Genomic DNA, 22,742 nt, shown 5'->3' with positions numbered 1-22,742 from the left:
GACGATGACCCGCCTGCGCACCGAGCGCGTCGTCATCATCGGGGCCGGTCTCGGCGCGATTTCCGCCGCCCTTGCCCTCGCGCCGCGCCCGGTGCTGATGATCGCGCCGGAGCCGCCGGGGCAGGGCGCGAGCAGCGCCTGGGCGCAGGGCGGCGTCGCCGCCGCCATGGACGCCGCCGACAGCGCGCAGGCCCACGCCGCCGACACGGTGGCGGCGGGTGCCGGCACGGTCAATGCGGCCATCGCCGATCTGGTCACGCAGGCAGCGCGTGAGCATATCCACGAACTGACCGGCCTCGGCACGCCCTTCGACCGCGATGCGCAGGGCGGCTACGTGCTGTCGCGCGAGGCGGCGCATGGCGCGGCGCGGGTTGTGCGGGTCAAGGGCGATCAGGCCGGTCGGCAGATCATGGACACGCTGATCGCGGCGCTGGCGCGCACGCCGTCGGTGCAGATCCTGTCCGGCGCGCTGCTCACCGGCATCGAAGCATCAGGCGGTCGTGTCACGGGCGTCGAGATCGAGAGCGTCGATGGCTCGGCCCCCGTCATCATCGAGGCGCCCGCCGTGCTGCTGGCGGGGGGCGGCTCTGGCGGGCTGTGGCTGCACACGACCAACCCGGCCCGCATCCGGGGCCAGGTAATCGGCGCCGCGGCGCGCGCGGGCGCCATCATCGCAGATGCCGAGTTCGTGCAGTTTCACCCTACCGCCATCGCGACGGGCGGGGACCCGCTGCCGCTTGCGACCGAGGCGCTGCGCGGCGAAGGGGCGTGGCTCGTCAACGATGCGGGCGAGCGGTTCATGACGGCGCTGCATCCGGACGCCGAGCTTGCGCCGCGCGACATCGTCGCCCGTGCCGTCTTTGCCGAGCGGCAGGCAGGCCGCGATCCGGCGCTCGACACTCGCGCGAGCCTTGGCGCGAGTGTGGTCGAGAAGTTCCCGGCGGTAGCCGAGGCCTGCGCGCGCGCCGGGATCGATCCGGTCCACGGCACCATCCCGGTCGCCGCGGCCGCGCATTACCACATGGGCGGTGTCGAGACCGATGCGCAGGGGCGCAGCAGCCTCGCAGGGCTCTGGGCCTGCGGCGAGGCCGCCTCGACCGGCCTGCACGGGGCGAACCGCCTCGCCTCCAACGGTCTGCTCGAGGCGCTGGTCTTCGCGCGTCGCTGCGCCGAGGACATCATGCACGGCGCAGGCGTGCCCGAGGCTGCGCCCGAGATCGCCGTCGCCTTTGCTGCCGGTGGCCGTCGTCCCGCCTCCGAAAGCGTGGCGGCGCTGCGCCGCCTGATGACCGACCACGTCGCGGTGCTGCGCGACGGGCCGGGCCTGCGCCGGGCGCTGGCGGGCATCGCCGCGCTGGAGGCCGTCGAGCCCGCGCCCGCGTTCCGCACCATGACCGCGACCGCGACGTTGATCGCCGCTGCCGCCCTGCGGCGCACCGAAAGCCGGGGCGGCCACTGCCGCACCGATTTCCCCGAGACCGACCCTGCGCAGGCGCATCGCAGCCGCCTGACGTTCCAAGATGCCCTGACCATCCGCGCCGACTGCGCGGCCACGGAGACCGCATGACCCTGATCCCCGACCTGTTGCTCGAGCCGATGGTGCGCCATGCGCTGCACGAGGATCTGGGCGCTTACGGCGACGTCACCACCCGCGCCGTGATCCCCGCTGGGACGACCTATGCCGCGCGGATCAATGCGCGCGAGGCGGGCGTGGTCTCGGGGCTTCAGATCGCGGCCATCGCCTTTCGTCTCGTCGACCCGGCGCTGAAGATCACGACGCGTCTCGGCGACGGCGCGGCCTGCGCCCCTGGCGACACGCTGATGGAGATCGAGGGATCGGCCGCGTCGATCCTCACGGCCGAGCGCGTCGCGCTCAACTTCGCGGGGCGGCTCTCGGGGATCGCCACGCTGACCGCCGGTTTCGTGAAGGAAACGGCAGGGACGGCCACCCGCGTCACCTGCACCCGCAAGACCACGCCCGGCCTGCGCGCCGCCGAGAAGCTCGCGGTGCTGCATGGCGGGGGCTTCAACCACCGCTACGGCCTCTCGGACGCGATCCTGATCAAGGACAACCACATCGCCGCCGCGGGCGGCATCCGCGCCGCCTTGGAGGCCGCGACGGCCTCGGCCTCGCACATGCTCAAGATCGAGATCGAGGTCGATACGCTCGATCAACTCGCTCAGGTGCTGGAGGTCGGCGGCGCCGATGTCGTGCTGCTCGACAACATGTCGACCCCCGATCTTGCGCGCGCCGTCGAGATGGTCGGCGGGCGTCTCGTCACCGAGGCCTCGGGCAACATGCGGCGCGAACGGGTGGCCGAGGTCTGCGCCACGGGGGTCGACTACGTGTCGTCGGGCGCGCTGACCCATTCGGCGCGCACCCTCGATCTGGGGCTCGACTTCTAGGCGGCGAGCGCCTTTTCCGGCGTGGTCGGAGCTACCGTGGCAGGCGCCGCCCTGTCGCGATCAGTAGGCCAGTGGTGCCGCGCAGCCGCGAAGGCGAGCTGCAGCGCCAGTCCGGCCCCGAGCATCATCGTGTCGAGGACGAAGTTCTCGCCCGTCTCGGTCTTGATGCCTTGGATCAGGTAGATGGTGATCGACCCCAGAGCGAAGACCGGCAGCGCCTGCCGCCCCAGAAGCGCGAAGGGGGCGGCGAGCCGCGAGGCGCAGGCGCGCCGCACCATGCCCCATGAGGCCAGCACATAGAACAGCGCCAGCAGATGCAGCAGGCGCGGCAGGCTCAGATAAGGTTTGCTGAAGCCGGTCATGAAGCCCGGCGCACCATGCTGGTTGGCCATCCACAGCAGGTGATTGCCGGTCTTGCCGAAGCCCGGCAGGTTCATCCAGGCCAGCGACAACACAAGGAACCCCACCGCCAGCGCCATGAGCCATCGCCGCGCGGGCACCAGCCTGCGGCCCTCTTTGGCAGCGATGCCGCTGACGATGCCCAGCACGAACAAGAGCTGCCACGCGGGCGGGCTGAACTGCCAGCCGCCGGTGGGGTAGTTGGGCAGGGTCAGCCGGAAATGCGCCGCCGCCATCCACAGGAGCCCCGAGGCCGCGAGCGCCCACAGAGGTCGGCGCACCGCCGCCCAGAGCACCAGCGGCGCCGCCATCAGCAGCACGAAATAGAGCGGCAGGATGTTGGCATAGCCGATCTGGAAACCCAGCGTCGGCACCCCGATCAGGAAGCCCAGAGGATCGCGGAACAGCAGGCCCATGCCGTGCTTCCACAGCATTGCGGGGATGTCGGCGAAACTCGCCAGCGCCGCCGCGATCGCCAGCGCGCCGAAGGTGATCAGAAGATGCACGAGGTAGAGCGTCCAGGCGCGACGCCAGATCCGGGCCACGCCCTGCCAAGGCCAACGGACGCGAAAGCCCGCCGAATAGGCCAGCCCCGCCGAGATCCCCGCCATCAGCACGAAGCCCTCGGCGGCGTCCGAGAAGCCGAAGTTGCGGCTGGTCCAATTCTCCCAGAAGTTGCCCGGTACGTGATTGATGTAGATCATTACCAGCGCAATGCCGCGCAGAACGTCGAGCCGCGGGTCGCGGGTTTTGGGAAGCTGGCGGGCCACTGGGATCGAGACGGGTGCCGGCGCGGAGGTGTCAGGCATGTTGCGGCTCCTGCCGGGGTGGGGCGGCGTCGGCGTCGGTCAGCGGCCCCCACCGGTCGAGCGCCTCGTCCTGACGGGCGAGGATCGGGTCCGGGCAGGTTTCGGAGGGCACGGAGAACAGCGCGCGGCAGGGCAGGGAGGTGGCCCAGATCACCAGCGGCGCAGCGATCATCGGCCCTGCGATAGGCAGCAGCCAGCCCACCAGTTCAGGCGAGAGCCGCCATGAAGCGATCAGCCCGCCCAGCCCTATGAGCGAGATCCAGCGGCTCGCCTGCCAGCTCTCGAAAAGGCTCAGACGCCCTTCGCCGCGCGCCGATGCCGGCCAGCCGCCGTCGCGACCCGACAGCACCTGCAGCACCGAGCGGGTCTGGAACATCAGGAAGATCGGCGCGGTAACGCTCGACATGGCGATCTCGGCCAGCGTCGAGACCATCAGCCGCCACGCTCCACCGAACCCCGTCGCCCGGCCCGAGCGGATCGCCTGAATCGCGATCAAGAGCTTGGGCAGGATCAGGAGCCCCAGAACGCCGATGATGAGCCCGGCGGTGCGGGTGGTCTCGTTGGGCGGCAGCACCGGGAAGGACCAGCCCGCCAGCGGAAAATAATCGGGCTCGGCGCGCAAGGCGGGCGCGAGGATAGAGGTGGCCAGAAACCCGAGCCAGAACAGCGATGAGACATAGGCGAGGATGCCTTGCAGAAACACGAAGCGGCTCCATGGGAGCAGGCCGGGGGCCGTCAGCAGCCGCGCGTGCTGCAGGTTGCCCTGACACCAGCGGCGGTCGCGCTTGGCATGGGCGAGGATGTTCTCGGGGCCTTCTTCGAAAGAGCCCGCGAGATCCTCGTCGAGCCGCACGATCCAGCCTGCGCGCGCCAGCAGCGCGGCTTCGACATAGTCGTGGCTCAGGACATGGCCACCGAAGGGAGGCGGACCCGACAGGTCCGGCAGCGCGCAGCTTTCGGCGAAGGCGCGCACGCGCACCATGGCGTTGTGACCCCAGAACGGGCCGGTCTCGCCCTGAAGCCGCGCCACGCCGCGCGCGAAGACGGGCGAATGCAGCGCCGCCGAGAATTGCATCGCGCGACCGAAGAGCGAGTTCGCGCGGATCACGCCGGGAAGGCTCTGCAGCAGGCCGAGGCGTGGCTCCTCCTCCATGCGGCGGGCCATCTCGATGATGGTTTCGGGCGACATCAGGCTGTCGGCATCGAGGATCAGTGCAAACTCGTAGGCCGCCCCCGAGGTCTTGATGAAATCCTCGATATTGCCCGCCTTGCGGCCATGGTTGGAGGTCCGGCGGCGGTAGAAGATGCGCGCTTCGGCGTCACGCGCGCGCAAGAGCGCGAGATACCACGCCGCCTCGCGCGCGGCACCATGGGGAGAGCGGGTGTCCGAAAGGATCGCGAAATCGAAGAGCCCGGCCTGCGGCGTCTCCGACAGCGCCTCGTCCATCGCGGCGATGCGGGCGAAGGTGGCGCGCGGGTCTTCCTCGTGCACCGGCACGAGGATCACGCAGCGGCCCTTCGGCTCGGCACGGCGCGGCACGACCGCACGGCCCGGCCATAGGCCGAGCATCGCCTGCGACGCCCCCCATGCCAGCCAGAAGGTGGCCATGAGGATCAGCAGGCTGCGCGCGAACTCGACCCACAACCCGCCGGTCTGACGCTGTGCAAAGAACAACGTGAAGGCGCCGGCGGCAAGCGCGAGGCTCGCGCCCAGCGCCACCACCCGTGCCCGCGTCGGGCCGGTTCGGCTCATGTCAGGCGTCCAGTCTCGGCGCGAGAAGCGCCCTCAGGCGGGCCAGCAAGGCAGGTGTCACGTCACGCTCCAGGCGTTGGCGCGGCATGGCCAGCGGCGCGTCGGGCAGCGCGCCGCGTCGCGCGGCCTCCGCCTCGAAGGTGACGATGCCGGTGTCGGTGTCGGTGTCGTGCCGCGAGTGGGTCCGGTCGAGCATCAGGCGTTGATCCATTGATAGAGCCAGCTTTCCGAGAGCTTGCGGCCATAACCGGCCACATGCGCGGTCAGTTCGACCGTGGCGTTCGGCGCTGCCGAGACGTCGAGCACCGCGCGCCACTGGCCGCTGGCCTCGATCCGCTCGAGCGTCCGGGACGTGATCTCGCCGCCATGTGCCTCGGCCTTGAGCTCGACCTCCGCGTCCCCGGACAACCGCTCCAGCGCGCCGCCCTTGAGATCTATGACGAATTTGCGGGTACCGGCGGTGCTTTCGACGCCCGACACCCCGCCCGCGCCGGCGCGGGTCTCGGCCACATGGGCAATCTCGGCGGCGGGGTCGAGGGGCAGGTCGCCCCAGAGCAGGCGGTAGGAGAACTCCCGCTCATCGCCCGCGGAGATTTTTCCTTCGGGCACCCAGAAGGCAACTATGTTGTCGTTTGCCTCGAGATCAGTCGGAATCTCGACGAGCCGCACCGCGCCGCGGCCCCAGTCGCCCGTAGGTTCGACCCTGAGCGAGGGGCGGCGGTCATAGCGCGCGCCGCTGTCCTGATAGGCCTCGAACGCGCGGTCCCGCTGGTAGAGTCCGAAGGCGCGCGGGCTTTCCTCTCCGAAATAGGACGAGGCGAGGCGCGGGGGGTTGTTGAGCGGACGCCAGATCACGTCGCCGTCGCGCCGCTCGATCCTGAGCCCGTCGCTGTCATGAACGGCGGGGCGGTAATCGTCGAAGGCGGCGCGGTTCTTTTCGGAGAACAGGAACATCGAGGTCAGCGGCGCGATGCCGAGCTGTTCGGGCGCGCGCCGGAAGAACAACCGCGCCGTCACGTTGATCTCGGTCTCGCGGCCCGGCGTCACCACGAGGCGGTAGGCTCCGGTCAGCGTCTCGCCTTCGAGCGCGGCATAGATCGTCACCGCCCGCTCACCGGTTTCGAGCCAGAACCGGGTGAAGCGCGGAAACTCTTCGGCACGCGAGGTCGCGGTGTCGATAACGACGCCGCGCGCGCTCAGGCCATAGCGGCTGTCACGGCCCAGAGCGCGAAAGTAGCTGGCCCCGAGAAAGGCCACCATCTCGTCCTCCCGGTCGGGACGGTTCAGCGGCGCATTGAGCCTGAACCCCGCGACGCCGGGCAGATCGGCCATCTCCCCGGCTTTGTCGCTGAGCCGCCCGCGATAATCGAAGTCCTGCGTGCCGAACCGCATCGGCCGGGCCATGCCCTCGCGCAGATCGTAGAGCCGCACCGGTTCCTCGAACAGCCAGCCCATGTGGAAGGCATGCAGCCGGAACGGCGTTTCAGCGCCACGCCAGCGCGCGCGCTCGGCCTTGAAGGCGATGAGACGGTAATCGTCGTAGCCCAGCGGCCCGAGCGGCAGCTCGGCCTGTTCCGGGGCGGCGGGGGCCTTCTTGGCGCGGGCGCGCATCTCCGCCGTCAGGCTGTCGAAGTCGAAGGGCCGGGGCATGTCCTCCTCGGCGGGGGGAATGACCTTCGGAGGGGCGTTCTGGGCCAGCAGCGGGCCGGCGCCGCCGAGACCGGCGAGAAGCGTGGCGGACGCACCGATGGCGCGCAGCAATCCGCGGCGATCGAAGCACGGTGTGGTGGGGTCGAAATCGGGCATGTCTGATCTTTGAGTACTGGGAGCGCTGCCGGAATCGACCGGCGCGGTTGGTTCTCCCATGCGGCAGTGCGGCGCGGGTTGCAATGCGGATATGGATACGGTGGCCTCGCGCGCAAGAAGGCGCGACCCGCGCGCCTGTCAGAGTGGCGCAAGTGTGATCTCGTGATGCATTCCGGGCAGGCTGCGGCTCTCGATCCGTGCGCCGATCTGCGCGCACAGCCCCGCGACCAGCCCCGAGCCGAGACCCGAATCCCGATCCGGTCTCGGCTGCGCGCCCTGAATCGGCCCGACCCCGTCATCGGCGATGATGACCCGGACCTCGCCTTCGGGGCCATGCATCAGCCGCAACGTGATCTGTCCCGCGCCCTGCGGAAAGGCGTGCTTTATGGCATTGGTCACCAGTTCGTTCACCACGAGCCCCAGCGGCACCGCGCGGTCGAGGTCGATCTCCACCGGCACCACCTCGCAGGCGAGCCGGATGTCGGTCTGCGCGAGCGCGGAACGGCGCAGTTTTTCGGCGAGATCCCCGAGATAGGCGTCGAAGCGCAGCCGTCCCGTGCCCTCCGCAAAGCCGAGCTGCGCGTGCAGGTCGGCCACCGCCTCGATCCGCTTGGTCGCCGCGGCGAAGGAGCCGGGCTGGCCCGAACGGTTCGCCTCAAGCCGCAGCATCGACAGGATCAGATGCAGATTGTTCTTCATGCGGTGGTTCAGCTCGGTCAGCAGCATCTGGCGGCGGGCCAGCTCGGCCTCGCGCTCGACCTCGTGGCGCTTGGCCGCCGTGATGTCGGTCATCGCACCGATCATCCGGGCGCTGCCATCGGCGAGCCGGACCAGGCGTCCGCGCGTGCTGACCCAACGGGTTTCGCCGCCATTGCCCGGCCCGGACACACGGTAGACGCGCGCCATCTCGCCACCCGCCTTCAGCGCGCCGAGCACGCCCGCGCGCAGCGCCTCGCGGTCCTCGGGATGCACCCGGTCGAAATAATCCGACATCGGCGCCGGGGCGTCGTCAGGCGCCATGTCGAACAGCGCGCGGGTGCGGGGCGAGGCCACGACCTCGCGGCTGACGGGGTCAAGCTCCCAGGTGCCGACGGCGGCGACCTCGATGCTCATCCCCAGCATCATCGCCGCGCGCTCGCGCGCCACCTCGGCCTCGCGCTGCTCGGTCACATCGAAGTTCACGCCGGTCAGCCGCAGGGGCCGGCCCCTCGCATCCCGCAAGATCCGTCCCCGCCCCTCGATCCAGCGCAGGCCGGTCTCGGGATGATCGACCCGAAAAGACATGTTGAGCTGGCTCGCGCCGTTCGGATCGAGGCAGCCTTGGAGGTCCAAGGCGCAGCGTTCGCGGTCCTCGGGATGGAGCCGGCCGAGCCAAGCCGCGATCAACCCATCAGGTTTGCCCTGCGCGCCTAGATCGGGCGACAGCGCATAAAGCCGGAACATCTCGGGGGACCACGTGATGCGATCCTCCACCATGTCCCAATCATAGATGCCGAGAGCGGCCCCTTCCTGCGCCAGCTGCAGCCGCGCCTGCGTGCAGCGCAACGCGGCCTCCGTCTCGTGGCGGTCGGTGATGTCGACGCAGCTGCCGATGAATCCGACGAGACGGCCGCACTCCGACAGCCGCGGCTTGCCGGTGTCGAGAAACCACCGCCAGACCCCGTCATGGCGGCGCAGGCGATACTCGATCTGGAACGGGCGGCCGTCGGACAGCGCCGAGGAGTAGCTGTCGAGACCCGGCAGGTCGTCGGGGTGGATGCCGGTGATCCAGCCGCCGCCGATCTCCTCATCGAGGGTGCGTCCGCGAAACTCGAGCCATGCGCTGTTGAAATAGGTGCCTTCGTAATCTGGGTCCGACAGCCACATCGGCAGGGGGGCCTGATCGAGAGCAGCCAGGAAGGCCGCGTCCTCGCGGCGGCGTCCGGAGCCGCGCAGGTTCCCCGTGTCGATCGCTTCCATGACCCCCTCCACCTGCCGGCGCTCTTATACTTTGGTGTAGCCGCAACCCGGCAATCTTGCCAAGAGAGCCGGGCGGGAGGCCGGCATCGGCGGATCGACGCCGAAATGCGCAATGTCATGGCAGGAAGTCGCGTCTTGACCGTCGGTCGGTTTCGGGCAGAGAAATGGCGCGGAAGCGATTGACCCCGAGACCCGCCGCGCGCTCGCCTGATCCCATGTCTTCAGGAGTGCCTATGGGACCGCATGCCGCCCCCTTCGACCGCCCAGAATACGACCGCCGTCTCGTCGCCGCGCGCGAGGCGATGGCGCGCGCTGGGATCGACCTGCTCTTTGTCACCGATCCGTCGAACCAGAACTGGCTCACCGGCTATGATGGCTGGTCCTTCTACGTGCATCAGGGCGTCATCCTGCCGATGGAGGGCGCGCCGGTCTGGTGGGGTCGGCTGCAGGACGCCGCCGGGGCGCAGCGCACCGTCTGGATGGGCGAGGATCGAATCCTCGGCTATGACGACCGCTACGTGCAGTCCGCGACGCGCCACCCGATGCAGGATCTCGCCGCGCGGCTGATCGGCATGGGGCAGGGCGGCGGACGGATCGGCGTGGAGATGGACAACTACTACTATTCAGCCAAGGCCCATGCCGTGCTCGAGACCGCGCTGCCGCAGGCCACGCTGATCGACGCCACGGCGTTGGTGAACTGGTGCCGGCTGGTGAAATCGGCGCCTGAAATCGCGATGATGCGCCGCGCCGCGCGCATCTCCGAGACGATCGCGCGGCTGGCGATCGAGCTGGCCGAACCCGGCCTGCGCAAGAACGACCTCGTGGGCGAGGTGATGCGCGCCGCCATGCGCGGCGTGGGCGAGGATTGGGGCGATTATGCCGCCATCGTGCCCTTGATGCCCTCGGGCGCCGATGCGAGCGCGCCGCATCTGACCTGGAATGGCGAGGAGATGAAGCGCGGCGAGGCCACCTTCTTCGAACTGTCGGGCTGCGTGCGCCGCTACCACGCGCCCTTGTGCCGCACCGTGCATCTGGGCCAGCCGCCCGCCGAGATGGTCAGCGCTTCCGAGGCGCTGTGCGAGGGGCTGGAGGCCGGGCTCGACGCCGCGCGCCCCGGCAACACCGCGCAGGACATCGCCGCCGCCCTGCACGCGCCGCTCAGACGCATCGGCATCCATCGGCCCAATCGCTGCGGCTACCCGGTGGGTCTCAGCTATCCGCCCGATTGGGGCGAGCGCACCGCGAGCCTGCGCAAGGGCGACCTGACGGTGCTGGAGCCGGGCATGACGTTCCATTTCATGCCGGGGATCTGGATGGAGGGCTGGGGGCTCGAGACGACCGAGACGATCCTGATCCGCGAGGCAGGCCCCGCCGAGACGTTGTGCGACCTCGACCGCAAGCTCTTCGTCAAGCCATGAGTGCGCTGAAGGAGACCATCGCGCTTCTGGCCGAAATGATCGCGCATCCCACCGTGTCGGACCGGGGCAACCGCGACCTGGTGGACCTGCTCGCGGTGCGGCTGCGGGCCGACGGGGCGCGGGTCCGCGTCCTGCCCGACCAAGGGGGCGACAAGGCGAACCTGCTGGCCAGCTTCGGCCCCGAGACGGGTGGCGGCCTGCTGCTCTCGGGTCATCTCGACGTGGTGCCGCCCGGGGCGGGCTGGTCCTCCGATCCGTTTCGCCTGCGCCGCGCGGGCGGGCGGCTCTTCGGGCGCGGCAGCTGCGACATGAAGGGCTTTGTCGCCGCCTGCGTCACCATGGCCCCGACACTGGCCGCGCGCGGCGACCCGATTCACCTCGCGCTCACCCATGACGAAGAGGTGGGGTGCCTCGGCGCACAGGCGCTGGCGGCGGTGATGGCGGCGCAGGGGCCGCGCCCCGCCATGGCGATCATCGGTGAGCCGACGCGGATGCGGGTGATCGAGGGGCACAAGGGCTGTTTCGAATACACCACCCGTTTCACCGGGCGCGACGGTCACGGCTCGGCCCCCGAACGGGGCATCAACGCCGCGCAGGCCGCGGCGCGCTTCGCGCTGCGGCTCGATGCGCTGGCGGCTCAATTGCGCGACATGCGCCCCGAGGGTCCGTTTGCCCCGCCATGGGCCACGATCAGCGTCGGGCGGATGGTGGCGGGGGTGGCGCGCAACGTCATCGCCGGGCAGGCCGAGGTGGAATGGGAAATGCGGCCCGTGACCGAGGCCGAGGCCCTCCACGTGAAACACGCGCTGGCCGATCATGCCGAGGCCGAGATGGCGGCGCATCCGGGGCTTGTCATCGAGACCGAATGTTTCGGCGAGGTGGCGGGGCTGGAGCCGCACGAGGCCAATGCCGCGCGCGACCTGTTGCTGAAGCTTGTGGGCGGCGCGCCCGGCCTCGTATCCTTCGGCACCGAAGCCGGGATATGGCAGTCGCTCGGCATGGATGCGGTGCTGTGCGGGCCGGGCGACATCGCGCAGGCGCACCGGCCCGACGAGTATCTCAAGGAAAGCCAGCTCGCCGCCTGCCTCGACATGTTCGAGGCATTGGCCGCCCGGCCCTAGGCTTCTCAGCCCTAGGCTGCGTGATCGGGCTGGGACCTCGGAGCCTTATTCGGCGGAGGGGGGCTCCATGTCTTCTTGATCTATATCGCCGTGCTCCATCATGTCGCCGTGTTCCATACCCTCATTGGCACCGGCCCCCGGGCGCTGCTCGACCACGAACTCGACCGCGACCTCGCCCGCCTGCTCGAAGATCAGCGTCGCCGGAAACCGCGCGCCGGTCTCGAAGGGGCCTTCGAGCCCCATGAACATCACATGCCCGCCCATGCCGGGGGCAAGGGTCACCGTTTCGCCCGGGGCGATCACCACGCGGTCGAGCGGTTGCATCGTCATCATGCCGTCCGTCTCGACCGAGCTGTGCAGCGTCACCTTGGGAAAATCGGCCTCGACCCCGATCAGCGCGTCGGGCGTGCCACCGTCGTTGCGGATCGTGAAGTAGCCCGCCCCGGTGGTGGCGTGGGTCGCGGTCTCGATCGCAAAGGGGTGCAGCACGGTCAGGTCGCCGGTCCGGAAATCATGCGCCTGTGCGGCGCTGGTCAGGCCGAGGGTCATGAAAAGGGCGAGGGGGCGGAGCATCATGGGATTGTCCTTGGTTCACGTACGCCTCAGGGCGCCCCCTGCCCATATCAGCGCCACACCGGCACAAAAAGCGGCCCCTCGTCGCACCCCCGCAGGGCGCGCGGGCCGCTGCGCATTGACCTCGGCCCCTTCCTCTGCGCCTGTGTCGGCCTAATCTGAGGCAGCATAGAGATGCGAGGGGCAGGGACCATGACACAGCCATCCGCACGACACGACGCCACGGCGCTCGCGCCCTTCATGGGCGCGGTGGCGCGCGGGCCGGGGCGCGGCCGCCACCTGACACGCGAGGAGGCGGCTCAGGCGCTGCGGCTCATTCTCGACGGCACCGCGGCACCCGAGGCGGCGGGCGCGCTGCTGATGGTGATGCGCTACCGCGGCGAGAACGCCGAGGAGATCGCCGGATTCGCCGACGCATTGGCAAGCGGCGAGGACTGGCGGCAGGCCGCGCCCGCGCTCGATTGGCCCTCCTATGCCGCAGGCCGCACGCGCGGCCTGCCGTGGTTTCTGCTCGCGGCCAAGCTGGTGGCCGGGGCGGGGCACCGCGTGGCGCTGCATGGCTGGAACGCGCATCGCCACGAGATCCGCGACGCGCTGCCGGGTCTGGGCATTCCCGTGGCCGAGACGGGCGACGCCCTCGCACGCGGGCTCGACGCCCGCTCCATCGCCTATGTCCCGCTCGAAGCCTGGTCGCCCGGCGGTCATCGGTTGATCCGCCTGCGCGAGGTGTTCGGGCTGCGCTCCTGTATCAACACGGTGCTGCGCGTCGCCAACCCGTTCGGCGCGGGCGCGCAGGTCCAAGGCGTGTTCCACCCCTCCTACCGGGGGCTGCAGACCGACACGGGTGCGCTCATGGGTCAGCGCAACCTGATGATCCTCAAGGGCGCGGGCGGCGAATTCGAGCGCAACCCCTCCAAGGAGATCGAGCTGTTCGGACTGCTCGACGGCGAAGAGGTCGATCTCACCGCGCAGGCGCTGCGCGACGAGACCCGTCGCCTGGCCGATCCGGGCGGTCAGCCGCAGGACTTGCGCCGCCTCTGGACCGGCGAGATCGACGACGCCTTCGCCACCGCGCTGGTCACCGGCACGGCAGCGCTGGCGCTACTGGCGCTGCGCGCCGCGCCCGGCCTCGCGCGGGCCGAGGCGCTGGCCGAAGCGCTGTGGCAGGCGCGCGATCGCGACGCGTTGCCGGGCGGGATCGCGGCATGAAGGCCTTTCCGATGTTTCTCGCCACCACGGGTCGGCGCATCGTGATCCTGGGCGGCGGCGAACAGGCGGCGCAGAAGGCGCGGCTGGTGATCCGCACCGATGCCGAGATCATCGTCGCCGGGTTCGATTTCGACGACGAGCTGCGGGCTCTGGCCGAGGAGGGGCGGGTGCGCCTCGCCGATGCGCACGAGATCCATGCCGATCTCTTCGAGCGCGCCGCCATTGTTTTCGTCGCCACCGGGTCCGCCGGGGCCGACGGGGCGCTGCACGCGCTGGCCAAGGCGCTCGGCGCGCCGGTAGTGAACGTGGTCGACCGGCCCGCGCTGTGCGACGCGCTAACGCCTTCGATCGTCGATCGCGATCCGGTGGTGGTGGCGATCGGCACCGAGGGCACGGCCCCGGTGCTGGGTCGGCAGATCAAGACCGCGATCGAGACAATGCTGGAGCCGCGCCTGGGCGCTCTGGCCGCCCTCGCGGGCAGAATGCGCGGCGCGGTGGGCCAGAAGCTCTCGGCCCGCGCGCGTCGCGATTTCTGGGTCTGGGTCTTCTCCGGTCCGGTGCGCAGCGCCCATGCGACCGGCTCCGAACGCCGCGCGGCGCAGCTTTTGAAGGCGCGGCTGGAGGAGGGACCCGGTCCCGTCGAAGGCTCCATCGCCTATGTCGGCGCGGGGCCTGGCGACGCGGATCTTCTGTCCTTGCGCGGAGTGCGCCGGATGCAGGAGGCGGATCTCGTGGTGCATGGCCCCGATCTCGCCCCCGGTATCCTCGAACTGGCCCGCCGCGACGCGGAGCGCAAGGTCTCGGGCGACCCGGTCGCCGACGCGCTGAGCGCCGCCCGCGAAGGCAGTCGCGTCGTGCTGCTCGTCCCGGGTGCCGGGGCCGAGATGCCGGCCGATCTCGCTTCTCTCACCGACCTCTCGGTCGAGCACGTGCCGGGGATCGGTTAGACCACGGTGACGTGGCTGCCGATGGCGACATTCTCGTAGAGTGCCATCACGTCCTCATTGCGCAGCCGGATGCAGCCGTTCGAGACCGAGGAGCCGATGGTCTCGGGATTGGTGGTGCCATGGATGCGGTAATAGGTGTCGCGCCCGTTGCGATAGAGATAGAGCGCCCGCGCGCCGAGCGGGTTCTCGGGGCCGCCGGGTACGCCGTCGGCGTATTGCGCGTATTTGTCGGGTTCGCGCGCGATCATGTCGTCGGTGGGCCGCCAAGACGGCCACTCCGCCTTGCGCTGGATCACCGCCGCGCCCTTGAATTCGAGACCTGCGCGGCCGACGCCGACGCCGTAGCGCATCGCCACGCCGGGGCGGCGGATGTGATAAAGGTGGTAATCCTCGGGGATCACGTAGATGTCGCCCGGCATCAGCCCCGGATGCACCCGCACCTCGGTGGGAAGATAGACCGAACGGTCATGCGCCCGCGCCGTGTGCGCGACGGGCGCCATGAGCCCGGCAAGAAGCAGGCTGCGGCGTGTGATGGTCATCTGGTCCTCCTCATCGGTCCCATTTGCACGATCCCCCGACGTTCCGGTCGGTGTCCCGAGGCCGTCTCAGCCCGCGATCTGCGCTGGGTAGCCCGCTTCGGCAAGCTTGGCGCGCACCGCCTCGTCGGGGGCCGCGCTTGCGATTTCGGCGGTGCGGCTGTCGAGATCGACCGCGACGGTGGCCGAAGGGTCGAGCTCGCGCATCGCTGTCTCGACGGCGGCGCGGCAGTGGCCGCAGTTCATGTCGGGGATGGAGTAGCTGGTCATCGAAGCCTCCCTTTGGAGCGTGTGTCCTCGATATGAAGGGGCGCGCGGCGGCTCGGTCAAGCGCCGTGGGGCTGTTATCCGATGACAGCCCCGGTGACCCCTTGACCTTCCCATCACAGGAACCCTTATCTGACGGGTCAACCTCAACCGAAGGCCCCTCGAAGGATTTCCGGATGACCGTCCAGCCGCTCTCGTTTCAGATCGACAACATGTCCTGCGCCTCCTGCGTGGGTCGGGTGGAGCGCAGCCTGCGCGCCGTGCCCGGCGTGACCGAGGCGCGGGTGAACCTCGCCGCCGAGCGGGCCGAGGTGCAGGGCGGGCAGGCAGGGGAGCTGGTTCAGGCGCTCGAACGCGCGGGCTATCCGCCGCGCCGCGAGACGGTTCGCCTGCGCGTCGAGGGCATGAGTTGCGCTTCCTGCTCGGGCCGGGTCGAGCGCGCGCTTGCCGCCGTGCCGGGCGTGCTGGCCGCGCGGGTCAACCTCGCCGCCGAGACGGCGGAGGTGGAACGATTCGCCGGATCGGCGGCGATGACCGATCTCGTCGCGGCGGCACAGGCGGCGGGCTATGCCGCGCGCGACGCCGAAGGTCGCCCCGACGAGGCCGCGCCCGAGGATCGCAAGGCCATGGAGGCCACGGGCTTGCGCCGCCGCACATGGATCGCGGCGGCGCTGACCCTGCCGGTGGTGGTGCTGGCGATGGGCGCGCATGTGATCCCGGGCTTTCACATGGCGATCGAAGGGTCGATCGGCATCCGGGCCAGCTGGCTGATCCAGTTCGCGCTGACGACGCTGGTGATTGCTTGGCCGGGGCGGATCTTCCTGACCCGGGGTCTTCCGGCGCTTGTGCGCGGTGCGCCAGACATGAACAGCCTCGTAGCGCTGGGCACGCTGGCGGCATGGGGCTATTCCACCGTCGCCACCTTCGCGCCGACCCTGCTACCCGAAGCCGCGCGGACCGTCTATTTCGAGGCGGCGGGCGTCATCATCACACTGATCCTGCTCGGCCGGGCGCTCGAAGCGCGGGCCAAGGGCCGCACCGGGGCTGCGATCCGGGCGCTGATCGACCTGCAATCGTCGGTGGCGCGCGTCGAGCGCGGCGGCGAGGTGGTCGAGATCGCGACAGAGGCGCTGCTGCCCGGTGACGTCATGCTGGTGCGTCCCGGCGACCGCATCGCCGCCGATGGCGAAGTCGTCTCGGGCGAGAGCCGTGTCGACGAGGCGATGCTCACCGGCGAACCGCTCCCCGTGGCCAAGCGCGCGGGCGACGCCGTCACCGGCGGCACCGTCAACGGCACCGGCGCGCTGCGCGTGCGGGCCACGCGCGTCGGCTCCGAGACGCGGCTAGCGGGGATCATCCGCATGGTCGAGGCGGCCCAAGGGGCCAAGCTGCCGATCCAGGGCCTCGTCGATCGCATCACACTGCGTTTCGTTCCGGCCGTGCTGGTGTTGGCGGCGTTGACCGTGGGCGCGTGGCTGCTGTTCGGGCCTGCGCCCTCGCTCACTCACGCGCTGGTCGCCGGGGTCTCGGTGCTGATCATCGCCTGCCCCTGCGCGATGGGCCTCGCGGTGCCGACCTCGATCATGGTGGGCACCGGGCGCGCGGCCTCCCTCGGGGTGCTGTTTCGGCGCGGCGATGCGCTGCAGGCGCTCGACGGGGTCGGGATCGTGGCCTTCGACAAGACGGGCACGCTGACCGAGGGCCGCCCGGCTCTGACCGACATCTCCGCGCTGGCCGACGTCGACGAGGATGCGATGCTGGCCGATGTCGCGACGCTCGAAACGCAATCCGAGCATCCGCTCGGCGCGGCGATCGTGGCCGCCGCCGGCGCGCGCGGGCTGTCGTTGGGGCGGGCGCAAAGCGTCGAGGCGGTGCCGGGGCGCGGTCTCAGGGGCCGGATCGGCGACCGCGCGCTGCTCGTGGGCAACGCCCGGCTGCTGACCGAGGCCGGGATCGACGCGGCACCGCTCGCTGACCTTGCCCGCGCCCATGCTGAGCGGGGCCGCACGCCGGTTCTCGTCGCCATCGATGGCAGGCCGGTGGCCGCACTCGCCGTCGCCGATCCGGTGCGCCCGGAGGCGCGGGCCGCCGTCTCGGCGCTCAAGGCGATGGGCGTCGAGGTGGCGATGATCACCGGCGATGCGCGCGCCACGGCGCAGGCCATCGCGGCGGAGCTGGGCATCGACCATGTCGAGGCCGAGGTGATGCCCGAAGGCAAGCTCGCCGCCGTCGAGGCCTTGCGCGCGCGCGGCTCCGTGGCCTTTGTCGGTGATGGCATCAACGACGCGCCCGCGCTCGCGGCGGCGGATGTCGGCATCGCCATGGGCGGCGGCACCGAGGTCGCGATCGAGAGCGCCGAGGTGGTGCTGTCCTCTGGCCGCATCGGGGCGGCGGTCGATGCGCTCGCGGTGAGCCGCCGCGTGATGCGCAATATCCGCCAGAATCTCGGCTGGGCCTTCGGCTATAACGTGGCGCTGATCCCGGTGGCGGCGGGGGCGCTCTACCCGTGGAACGGCATGCTGCTGTCGCCGGTGTTGGCGGCTGCGGCGATGTCGGCCTCCTCGGTGCTGGTGCTGTCGAACGCCCTGCGGCTGCGGAGCATGACATCCGTGATGGGAGAGACGGCATGAACATCGGAGAGGCCGCGAACCGCGCGGGGCTGCCCGCCAAGACGATCCGCTACTACGAGGAGATCGGCCTCGTCTCGCCGCCGCGCGACGCCAACGGCTACCGCCGCTTTGGCGAGAAGGAGGTCCACAAGCTGGCCTTCCTCGCCCGCGCGCGGGGTTTGGGATTCTCGATCGAGGACTGCCGGATGCTGCTGTCGCTCTATGAGGACCGCGCCCGCGCCAGCGCCGAGGTCCGCGCCCTGGCCCAACGGCATGCGGGCGAGATCGACGCGCGCATCGCGCAGCTCGAACAGATGCGCGCGACCTTGGGCGATCTGATCCATGCCTGCGCGGGCGACGAGCGGCCCGACTGCCCGATCCTGAAGGATCTGGCCGGGCAGTGACGCCTCAGAAATCGCGCGGCGCCGCGCCGTCCTGCCACGGCTTGATGAGGTTGCCGAACCGGGTGAACCGGCCCTCGAAGCTCAGATCGACCGAGCCGATGGGGCCGTGGCGCTGCTTGCCGATGATGACCTCGGCCTTGCCGTGCAGGCGCTCCATCTCGTCCTGCCAGACCGCCATCTTGTCCATCTCGTGGTCGCCCGGCTTCTCGCGCTCCTTGTAGTATTCCTCGCGGAACACGAACATCACCACGTCGGCGTCCTGCTCGATCGAGCCGGATTCGCGCAGGTCCGAAAGCTGCGGGCGCTTGTCCTCGCGGTTCTCCACCTGACGCGACAGCTGCGACAGCGCCACCACCGGCACGTCGAGCTCCTTGGCGATGGCCTTGAGGCCCTGGGTGATCTCCGACACTTCGTTGACGCGATTCTCGCCTTTGCCGGTGCCCTTCACCAGCTGCAGGTAGTCCACGAAGAGCGCGTCGAGCCCATGCGTCCGCTTGAGCCGTCGCGCCCGCGCGGCAAGCTGGGAGATCGGCAGGGCCGGGGTATCGTCGATGTAGAGCGGGCAACTTTCGAGCTGCTTGGCGGCATCGACGAAGCGGCGGAACTCGGTCTCGGTCATGTCGCCGCGGCGGATCTGCTCGGAAGGCACTTCGGAGGCCTCCGACAGAATACGTGCCGCAAGCTGCTCGGCCGACATTTCGAGGCTGTAGAACCCCACGACGCCGCCATTGATCGCGCCTTCGGTGCCGTCCGGCGTGGTGCCGCGCTTGTAGGCCTTGGCGATGTTGAAGGCGATGTTGGTCGCAAGCGACGTCTTGCCCATCGACGGGCGCCCCGCGAGGATCAAGAGGTCCGAGCGATGGAGCCCGCCGAGCTTCTTGTCGAGATCGACGAGCCCGGTCGAGACGCCCGCGAGGCCGCCGTCGCGCTGATAGGCGGCGTTGGCGACCTTCACCGCGTCGGTGACGGCGCGCAGGAACGACTGGAAGCCGCTCTCGGCGCTGCCCTGCTCTGCCAGCTTGTAGAGCTTTTGCTCGGCCTCGACGATCTGCTCCTTGGGCTCGGAGGAGACCTCGACCTTGGCGGCGCGGTCGGCGATGTCACGGCCCAGCAGGATCAGCTCGCGCCGGATCGCCAGATCGTAGATCATCTGCGCATAATCGCGCGCGGCGAAGCCCGAGATCGCGGCGCCCGCGAGGCGCGCGAGATAGGCGGGACCGCCCAGTTCCTTGAGCCCCTCGTCGTCTTCGAGGAATGTCTTGAGCGTGACGGGCGAAGCCAGCGCGTTCTTGGCGATGCGCTGGGCCGCCACGTCGAAGATGCGGGCATGTACGGGATCGTAGAAGTGATCCTTCGACACGATCATCGCGATCCGGTCGAACACGTCGTTGTTGGTGAGGATCGCGCCCAGAAGCTGCTGCTCGGCCTCGATCGAATGCGGCATCTGCTCCGGCTTCGCCTCTTCGAGCGCGCCCGGACGGAATGTCGTGATCTCGTTCATCGCATCTACCCCATGGCCCCGCGCGCCGTGCCCGCGGCGCGTATCGTCGCTGATAGACGGCGACGGGGCGGGGACGCAACTTGTATAAGGCTGTGGATAAGCGGTGGAGAAGTCGCGTCCTGCCACATCTTGGCCCGAGGTTGCCCCTCAGGTCAACATGTGGTTGACGCTAGGGGAGGGCTTGTCGGCCATTGCTGGCCGATCGTCACCTCTCAGCCACGGGCCGCGGCCCAGCCCGCGGGATTGCGCAGGTAACGCTCGACCTCGTCGAGGGTATCGGTGTCGAACGCTTCGCTCCGGCGCGCCTCGGCCAGAACGTCCCACCACGTGCACAGGTGGATGAGGCCGATGCCCTTTTCGGCCAGCGCCTCGGTCACGCCCTCGAAGATGCCGTAATAGAAGATCACGGCGGTCCAGTCGCACGACGCCCCGGTCTCGCGGATCGCCTCGACGAAGCTCAGCTTCGAGCCGCCATCGGTGGTCAGGTCCTCGACGAGGATCGCGCGCTGCCCTTCGGTCATTACGCCCTCGATCCGGGCGTTGCGGCCATAGCCTTTGGGCTTCTTGCGCACATAGGTCATCGGCAGGGCCAGCCGCTCGGCGATCATCGCGCCGAAGGGGATGCCCGCGGTCTCGCCGCCCGCGACGTTATCGAAGGCCTCGAAACCCGCCTCGCGCATGATCTGAACGGCCAGGAAATCCATCACCGTGGCGCGAATCCGCGGAAACGAGATCAGCATGCGGCAATCGACATAGGTCGGGGCCTGCTTGCCGGAGGCATGGGTGAAGGGCTCGGTCGCGTTGAACTTCACCGCGCCGATTTCCAACAGCATCCGCGCGGTCAGCCGCGCGATCTCGTCCTTCGGGGGGTAGCCGGTGGGGATCATCTCGAACTCTTCGTCTGTGGGGGATCAGTCTTCGACGCGCCAGTGCAGCGCGAAGCCCGGGTCGAACACCGTGACGGGGCCGTCGCCGGTCTCGATCCGTTCGGGATAGGTCACGGGTGCGCCTCGAACCAGCGTGATGGTGTCCTCGTTGACGGGCAGCTTGTAGAAGCGCGGCCCGTTGAGCGAGGTGAAGGCTTCGAGATGGCTCAGCCGTCCCGCCGCCTCGAACACCTCGGCGAGGCACGACATGGTGTTGGGCGCAGTGAAGATGCCCGCGCAGCCGCAGGGCTGCAGCTTGGCCGGATCGCTGTGCGGCGCGCTGTCGGTGCCGAGGAAAAACCGCGGATCGCCCGAGACCGCCGCCTGCACCAGCGCCACGCGGTGGCGTTCGCGCTTGGCCACCGGCAGGCAGTAGAAATGCGGCTTGATGCCGCCTGCGAGGATGTGGTTGCGGTTGATGATCAGGTGATGCGTGGTGATCGTCGCGGCGAGGTTGCGCGGGCTGTCACGCACGTAATCCACCGCATCCGCCGTCGTGACATGCTCCATCACGATGCGCAGGTCCGGCGTCTTGCGGCGGATCGGTTTGAGCACCTTGTCGATGAACACCGCCTCGCGGTCGAAGATGTCGATCGCGCCGTCGGTCACCTCGCCATGCACGCAAAGCGGCATGCCGATCTCGGCCATCGTCTCGAAGATGGGCCGCACCTTGTCGAAATCGCGCACGCCGGAGGCCGAGTTGGTCGTGGCCCCCGCCGGGTAGAGCTTCACGGCGGTGGCGATGCCGCTGGCATGGGCGCGACGCACCTCCTCGGGATCGGTGTCCTCGGTGAGATACAGCGTCATCAGCGGCGTGAAGCCCGATCCCTCGGGGAGGGCGGCGCGGATGCGTTCGCGGTAGGCCTCGGCCTGCGCGGCGGTGACGACGGGCGGCACGAGGTTGGGCATGATGATGGCGCGCCCGAAATGGCGGGCGCTTTCGGGCGCCATGGCCTCGAGCATCGCGCCGTCGCGCAGGTGCAGGTGCCAGTCATCGGGGCGGCGGAGGGTGATCGAGGTGGGGCGTACGTCTTTCATGGCCGCTGCCTTACACCGACCGGCCGGGCCTGACCATAGGTCACGATCCGCCCGGTCCCGGGGTCATTCGCGGATCAACTGGCGCGCGATACCGCGACGGGGATCGGCCGCGCTGGCTCACCGAGTAATTCGAGCCTGCGGGCGTAGTGCTGCGCCTCGGAGGTGGTGAGCCCGTGGCGGCACAGCCGGGCCAGAAGCGCGGGCCGGTCCGCCGATTCGATCCGCCGCATCAGGCCGCGCAGATAGGTCGCGTTGCCACGACGCGCGCGCCACAGACGGGCGAAGGCGACCTTGTCGAGCCGGTCCTCCATCGCGAGATCCAGCAGCGGTGCGGCGACGCCGCCTTGATCGAGAATCTGTTCGAGCCGCGTGCCCGCATGGGCGGCGCGCAGTGCCGTGACGTTGGACCGCCTGTAGAGCGCCGCGTGGATCGCGTCGGCGGCATGGTGCGGGTCGTAAAGGACGGTCACGCGCGCGGCTGCGTCCACCATGTCGGGCGCATAGCCGTAGCGGCTGGAGAAATCGAGCCGACGTGCGCCCAGAAGGCGTCGGTCCCAACCCGCGATCTCGGGGTCCAGCGTGGCGAGCGGGCGCAACGCCAGCACCCGCGCGCCGGGGGCTGCGACCGAATAGGCGGCGGCGGCATAGCCCCCCGCATGATGCCCGTAAAACAGGACGCGATCGAAATCCTCGAAGAAGCCCTCGTCCACGAGGCGGTCGATATAGCCCCAGACCCGCGGCGCGCGGAACAGCCCGTCACCCTCGGAGATCAGCGCCAGCAGCGACCAACCATTGCGCGCCACCGCCTCGAAGCCGCGCGGCAGCGCCCGGGGGCTTCGGCGAATCGCATCGCGGGTCTCGAAGGTGACGAGCAGCTTCGGCCCTGCATCGACGAACAGGGCCGCGTGTTCAGGGCCCAGCCGCTCGTAATAGCCATGCGCATCACCGATCCGGTCGAGCCTTTCATGCCAGTCCTGCGGGGTCAGGCCGCTCAGATCCTCGTCCAGAACGGGCATGGTTTCGGTCATCTGGCGCTCCATGGCTGGGGACGCGGGACAGGC

Annotated in this window: 20 protein-coding genes; 8 read left to right on the top strand and 12 right to left on the bottom strand. The window is 69.8% G+C overall.

What is annotated here, in order from left to right:
• The first annotated feature begins 4 nt into the window (after positions 1-4).
• Positions 5-1,567, top strand: a complete 1,563-nt coding sequence (locus ACJASC_RS05330) for an L-aspartate oxidase (RefSeq protein WP_415144157.1) — start codon at positions 5-7, stop codon at positions 1,565-1,567.
• Complete coding sequence (gene nadC / locus ACJASC_RS05325; protein WP_415144155.1) at positions 1,564-2,406, top strand: carboxylating nicotinate-nucleotide diphosphorylase; 843 nt, start codon at positions 1,564-1,566, stop codon at positions 2,404-2,406. Before ACJASC_RS05330 ends, nadC begins: the two co-directional genes overlap by 4 nt.
• On the opposite strand, the gene ACJASC_RS05320 is transcribed toward nadC, so the two are convergent.
• The 5 genes from ACJASC_RS05320 to ACJASC_RS05300 all read right to left on the bottom strand — a co-directional run bounded on the left by ACJASC_RS05320 (position 2,403) and on the right by ACJASC_RS05300 (position 9,132).
• The gene (locus tag ACJASC_RS05320) at positions 2,403-3,614 is read right to left on the bottom strand and encodes an OpgC family protein (RefSeq protein ID WP_415144153.1); all 1,212 of its coding nucleotides are present in this window, start codon (positions 3,612-3,614) and stop codon (positions 2,403-2,405) included. The two genes, nadC and ACJASC_RS05320, sit on opposite strands and share 4 nt — an antisense overlap.
• On the bottom strand, positions 3,607-5,367 hold the full coding sequence (gene mdoH / locus ACJASC_RS05315; RefSeq protein WP_415144151.1) for a glucans biosynthesis glucosyltransferase MdoH: 1,761 nt from the start codon (positions 5,365-5,367) through the stop codon (positions 3,607-3,609). Before mdoH ends, ACJASC_RS05320 begins: the two co-directional genes overlap by 8 nt.
• Position 5,368: 1 nt before the next feature.
• Positions 5,369-5,578, bottom strand: coding sequence for a hypothetical protein (locus tag ACJASC_RS05310; RefSeq protein WP_415144149.1), 210 nt, complete (start codon positions 5,576-5,578; stop codon positions 5,369-5,371).
• Positions 5,563-7,173, bottom strand: a complete 1,611-nt coding sequence (locus ACJASC_RS05305) for an OpgD/OpgG family glucan biosynthesis protein (RefSeq protein ID WP_415144147.1) — start codon at positions 7,171-7,173, stop codon at positions 5,563-5,565. The genes ACJASC_RS05310 and ACJASC_RS05305 overlap by 16 nt, the downstream gene beginning before the upstream one ends.
• Before the next feature lie 138 nt (positions 7,174-7,311).
• Positions 7,312-9,132: a PAS domain-containing protein gene (locus tag ACJASC_RS05300; RefSeq protein ID WP_415144145.1), complete on the bottom strand. Its 1,821-nt coding sequence runs from the start codon at positions 9,130-9,132 to the stop codon at positions 7,312-7,314.
• A 233-nt stretch (positions 9,133-9,365) separates the two neighbouring features.
• Between ACJASC_RS05300 and ACJASC_RS05295 the strand changes: the two genes are divergently transcribed.
• Positions 9,366-10,550, top strand: a complete 1,185-nt coding sequence (locus ACJASC_RS05295) for a M24 family metallopeptidase (protein ID WP_415144143.1) — start codon at positions 9,366-9,368, stop codon at positions 10,548-10,550.
• Positions 10,547-11,671: an acetylornithine deacetylase gene (gene argE, locus ACJASC_RS05290; protein WP_415144141.1), complete on the top strand. Its 1,125-nt coding sequence runs from the start codon at positions 10,547-10,549 to the stop codon at positions 11,669-11,671. The genes ACJASC_RS05295 and argE overlap by 4 nt, the downstream gene beginning before the upstream one ends.
• 45 nt (positions 11,672-11,716) lie before the next feature.
• Here the strand turns inward: argE and ACJASC_RS05285 are convergent, their stop codons facing one another.
• Positions 11,717-12,247 carry a copper chaperone PCu(A)C gene (locus ACJASC_RS05285; protein ID WP_415144139.1) on the bottom strand — a complete coding sequence of 177 codons (531 nt, stop codon included), beginning with the start codon at positions 12,245-12,247 and terminating at the stop codon, positions 11,717-11,719.
• A gap of 189 nt (positions 12,248-12,436) precedes the next feature.
• Between ACJASC_RS05285 and ACJASC_RS05280 the strand changes: the two genes are divergently transcribed.
• The gene (locus ACJASC_RS05280; protein WP_415144137.1) at positions 12,437-13,453 is read left to right on the top strand and encodes a glycosyl transferase family protein; all 1,017 of its coding nucleotides are present in this window, start codon (positions 12,437-12,439) and stop codon (positions 13,451-13,453) included.
• Complete coding sequence (locus ACJASC_RS05275) at positions 13,450-14,400, top strand: NAD(P)-dependent oxidoreductase (RefSeq protein ID WP_415144135.1); 951 nt, start codon at positions 13,450-13,452, stop codon at positions 14,398-14,400. The genes ACJASC_RS05280 and ACJASC_RS05275 overlap by 4 nt, the downstream gene beginning before the upstream one ends.
• Here ACJASC_RS05275 and ACJASC_RS05270 read toward each other — a convergent pair.
• Positions 14,397-14,939 carry a L,D-transpeptidase gene (locus ACJASC_RS05270; RefSeq protein ID WP_415144133.1) on the bottom strand — a complete coding sequence of 181 codons (543 nt, stop codon included), beginning with the start codon at positions 14,937-14,939 and terminating at the stop codon, positions 14,397-14,399. The genes ACJASC_RS05275 and ACJASC_RS05270 overlap by 4 nt on opposite strands.
• A 66-nt stretch (positions 14,940-15,005) precedes the next feature.
• Positions 15,006-15,206 carry a heavy-metal-associated domain-containing protein gene (locus ACJASC_RS05265; protein WP_415144131.1) on the bottom strand — a complete coding sequence of 67 codons (201 nt, stop codon included), beginning with the start codon at positions 15,204-15,206 and terminating at the stop codon, positions 15,006-15,008.
• Between the two features lie 173 nt (positions 15,207-15,379).
• Between ACJASC_RS05265 and ACJASC_RS05260 the strand changes: the two genes are divergently transcribed.
• Positions 15,380-17,833, top strand: a complete 2,454-nt coding sequence (locus tag ACJASC_RS05260; protein ID WP_415144129.1) for a heavy metal translocating P-type ATPase — start codon at positions 15,380-15,382, stop codon at positions 17,831-17,833.
• On the top strand, positions 17,830-18,216 hold the full coding sequence (gene cueR, locus ACJASC_RS05255; RefSeq protein WP_021692534.1) for a Cu(I)-responsive transcriptional regulator: 387 nt from the start codon (positions 17,830-17,832) through the stop codon (positions 18,214-18,216). Before ACJASC_RS05260 ends, cueR begins: the two co-directional genes overlap by 4 nt.
• A 4-nt stretch (positions 18,217-18,220) precedes the next feature.
• Here the strand turns inward: cueR and ACJASC_RS05250 are convergent, their stop codons facing one another.
• The 4 genes from ACJASC_RS05250 to ACJASC_RS05235 all read right to left on the bottom strand — a co-directional run bounded on the left by ACJASC_RS05250 (position 18,221) and on the right by ACJASC_RS05235 (position 22,709).
• Complete coding sequence (locus ACJASC_RS05250) at positions 18,221-19,717, bottom strand: replicative DNA helicase (RefSeq protein WP_415144126.1); 1,497 nt, start codon at positions 19,715-19,717, stop codon at positions 18,221-18,223.
• Positions 19,718-19,929: 212 nt separating this feature from the next.
• The gene (locus tag ACJASC_RS05245) at positions 19,930-20,604 is read right to left on the bottom strand and encodes an orotate phosphoribosyltransferase (RefSeq protein WP_415144124.1); all 675 of its coding nucleotides are present in this window, start codon (positions 20,602-20,604) and stop codon (positions 19,930-19,932) included.
• 24 nt (positions 20,605-20,628) lie between these two features.
• Entirely contained in the window at positions 20,629-21,681 is a 1,053-nt protein-coding gene (pyrC, locus tag ACJASC_RS05240) for a dihydroorotase (protein WP_415144122.1), read from the bottom strand.
• A 74-nt stretch (positions 21,682-21,755) separates the two neighbouring features.
• Positions 21,756-22,709: a hypothetical protein gene (locus tag ACJASC_RS05235; RefSeq protein WP_021692538.1), complete on the bottom strand. Its 954-nt coding sequence runs from the start codon at positions 22,707-22,709 to the stop codon at positions 21,756-21,758.
• Positions 22,710-22,742: the final 33 nt, after the last annotated feature.

It is taken from the genome of Limimaricola cinnabarinus, from assembly GCF_047631075.1.
In the GTDB taxonomy this organism is placed as follows: Bacteria; Pseudomonadota; Alphaproteobacteria; order Rhodobacterales; family Rhodobacteraceae; genus Limimaricola; species Limimaricola cinnabarinus.
This window is presented reverse-complemented; position numbering and strand designations above follow the sequence as displayed.

Coding starts and splice junctions, on each gene's coding strand:
- cueR (WP_021692534.1), top strand. CDS start 17,830: ATGAACATCGGAGAGGCCGCGAACCGCGCGGGGCTGCCCGCCAAGACG.
- ACJASC_RS05280 (WP_415144137.1), top strand. CDS start 12,437: ATGACACAGCCATCCGCACGACACGACGCCACGGCGCTCGCGCCCTTC.
- argE (WP_415144141.1), top strand. CDS start 10,547: ATGAGTGCGCTGAAGGAGACCATCGCGCTTCTGGCCGAAATGATCGCG.
- ACJASC_RS05260 (WP_415144129.1), top strand. CDS start 15,380: ATGACCGTCCAGCCGCTCTCGTTTCAGATCGACAACATGTCCTGCGCC.
- ACJASC_RS05265 (WP_415144131.1), bottom strand. CDS start 15,206: ATGACCAGCTACTCCATCCCCGACATGAACTGCGGCCACTGCCGCGCC.
- ACJASC_RS05295 (WP_415144143.1), top strand. CDS start 9,366: ATGGGACCGCATGCCGCCCCCTTCGACCGCCCAGAATACGACCGCCGT.
- ACJASC_RS05330 (WP_415144157.1), top strand. CDS start 5: ATGACCCGCCTGCGCACCGAGCGCGTCGTCATCATCGGGGCCGGTCTC.
- ACJASC_RS05250 (WP_415144126.1), bottom strand. CDS start 19,717: ATGAACGAGATCACGACATTCCGTCCGGGCGCGCTCGAAGAGGCGAAG.
- ACJASC_RS05245 (WP_415144124.1), bottom strand. CDS start 20,604: ATGATCCCCACCGGCTACCCCCCGAAGGACGAGATCGCGCGGCTGACC.
- mdoH (WP_415144151.1), bottom strand. CDS start 5,367: ATGAGCCGAACCGGCCCGACGCGGGCACGGGTGGTGGCGCTGGGCGCG.
- ACJASC_RS05235 (WP_021692538.1), bottom strand. CDS start 22,709: ATGACCGAAACCATGCCCGTTCTGGACGAGGATCTGAGCGGCCTGACC.
- ACJASC_RS05320 (WP_415144153.1), bottom strand. CDS start 3,614: ATGCCTGACACCTCCGCGCCGGCACCCGTCTCGATCCCAGTGGCCCGC.
- ACJASC_RS05305 (WP_415144147.1), bottom strand. CDS start 7,173: ATGCCCGATTTCGACCCCACCACACCGTGCTTCGATCGCCGCGGATTG.
- ACJASC_RS05300 (WP_415144145.1), bottom strand. CDS start 9,132: ATGGAAGCGATCGACACGGGGAACCTGCGCGGCTCCGGACGCCGCCGC.
- nadC (WP_415144155.1), top strand. CDS start 1,564: ATGACCCTGATCCCCGACCTGTTGCTCGAGCCGATGGTGCGCCATGCG.
- ACJASC_RS05310 (WP_415144149.1), bottom strand. CDS start 5,578: ATGGATCAACGCCTGATGCTCGACCGGACCCACTCGCGGCACGACACC.
- ACJASC_RS05285 (WP_415144139.1), bottom strand. CDS start 12,247: ATGATGCTCCGCCCCCTCGCCCTTTTCATGACCCTCGGCCTGACCAGC.
- ACJASC_RS05275 (WP_415144135.1), top strand. CDS start 13,450: ATGAAGGCCTTTCCGATGTTTCTCGCCACCACGGGTCGGCGCATCGTG.
- ACJASC_RS05270 (WP_415144133.1), bottom strand. CDS start 14,939: ATGACCATCACACGCCGCAGCCTGCTTCTTGCCGGGCTCATGGCGCCC.
- pyrC (WP_415144122.1), bottom strand. CDS start 21,681: ATGAAAGACGTACGCCCCACCTCGATCACCCTCCGCCGCCCCGATGAC.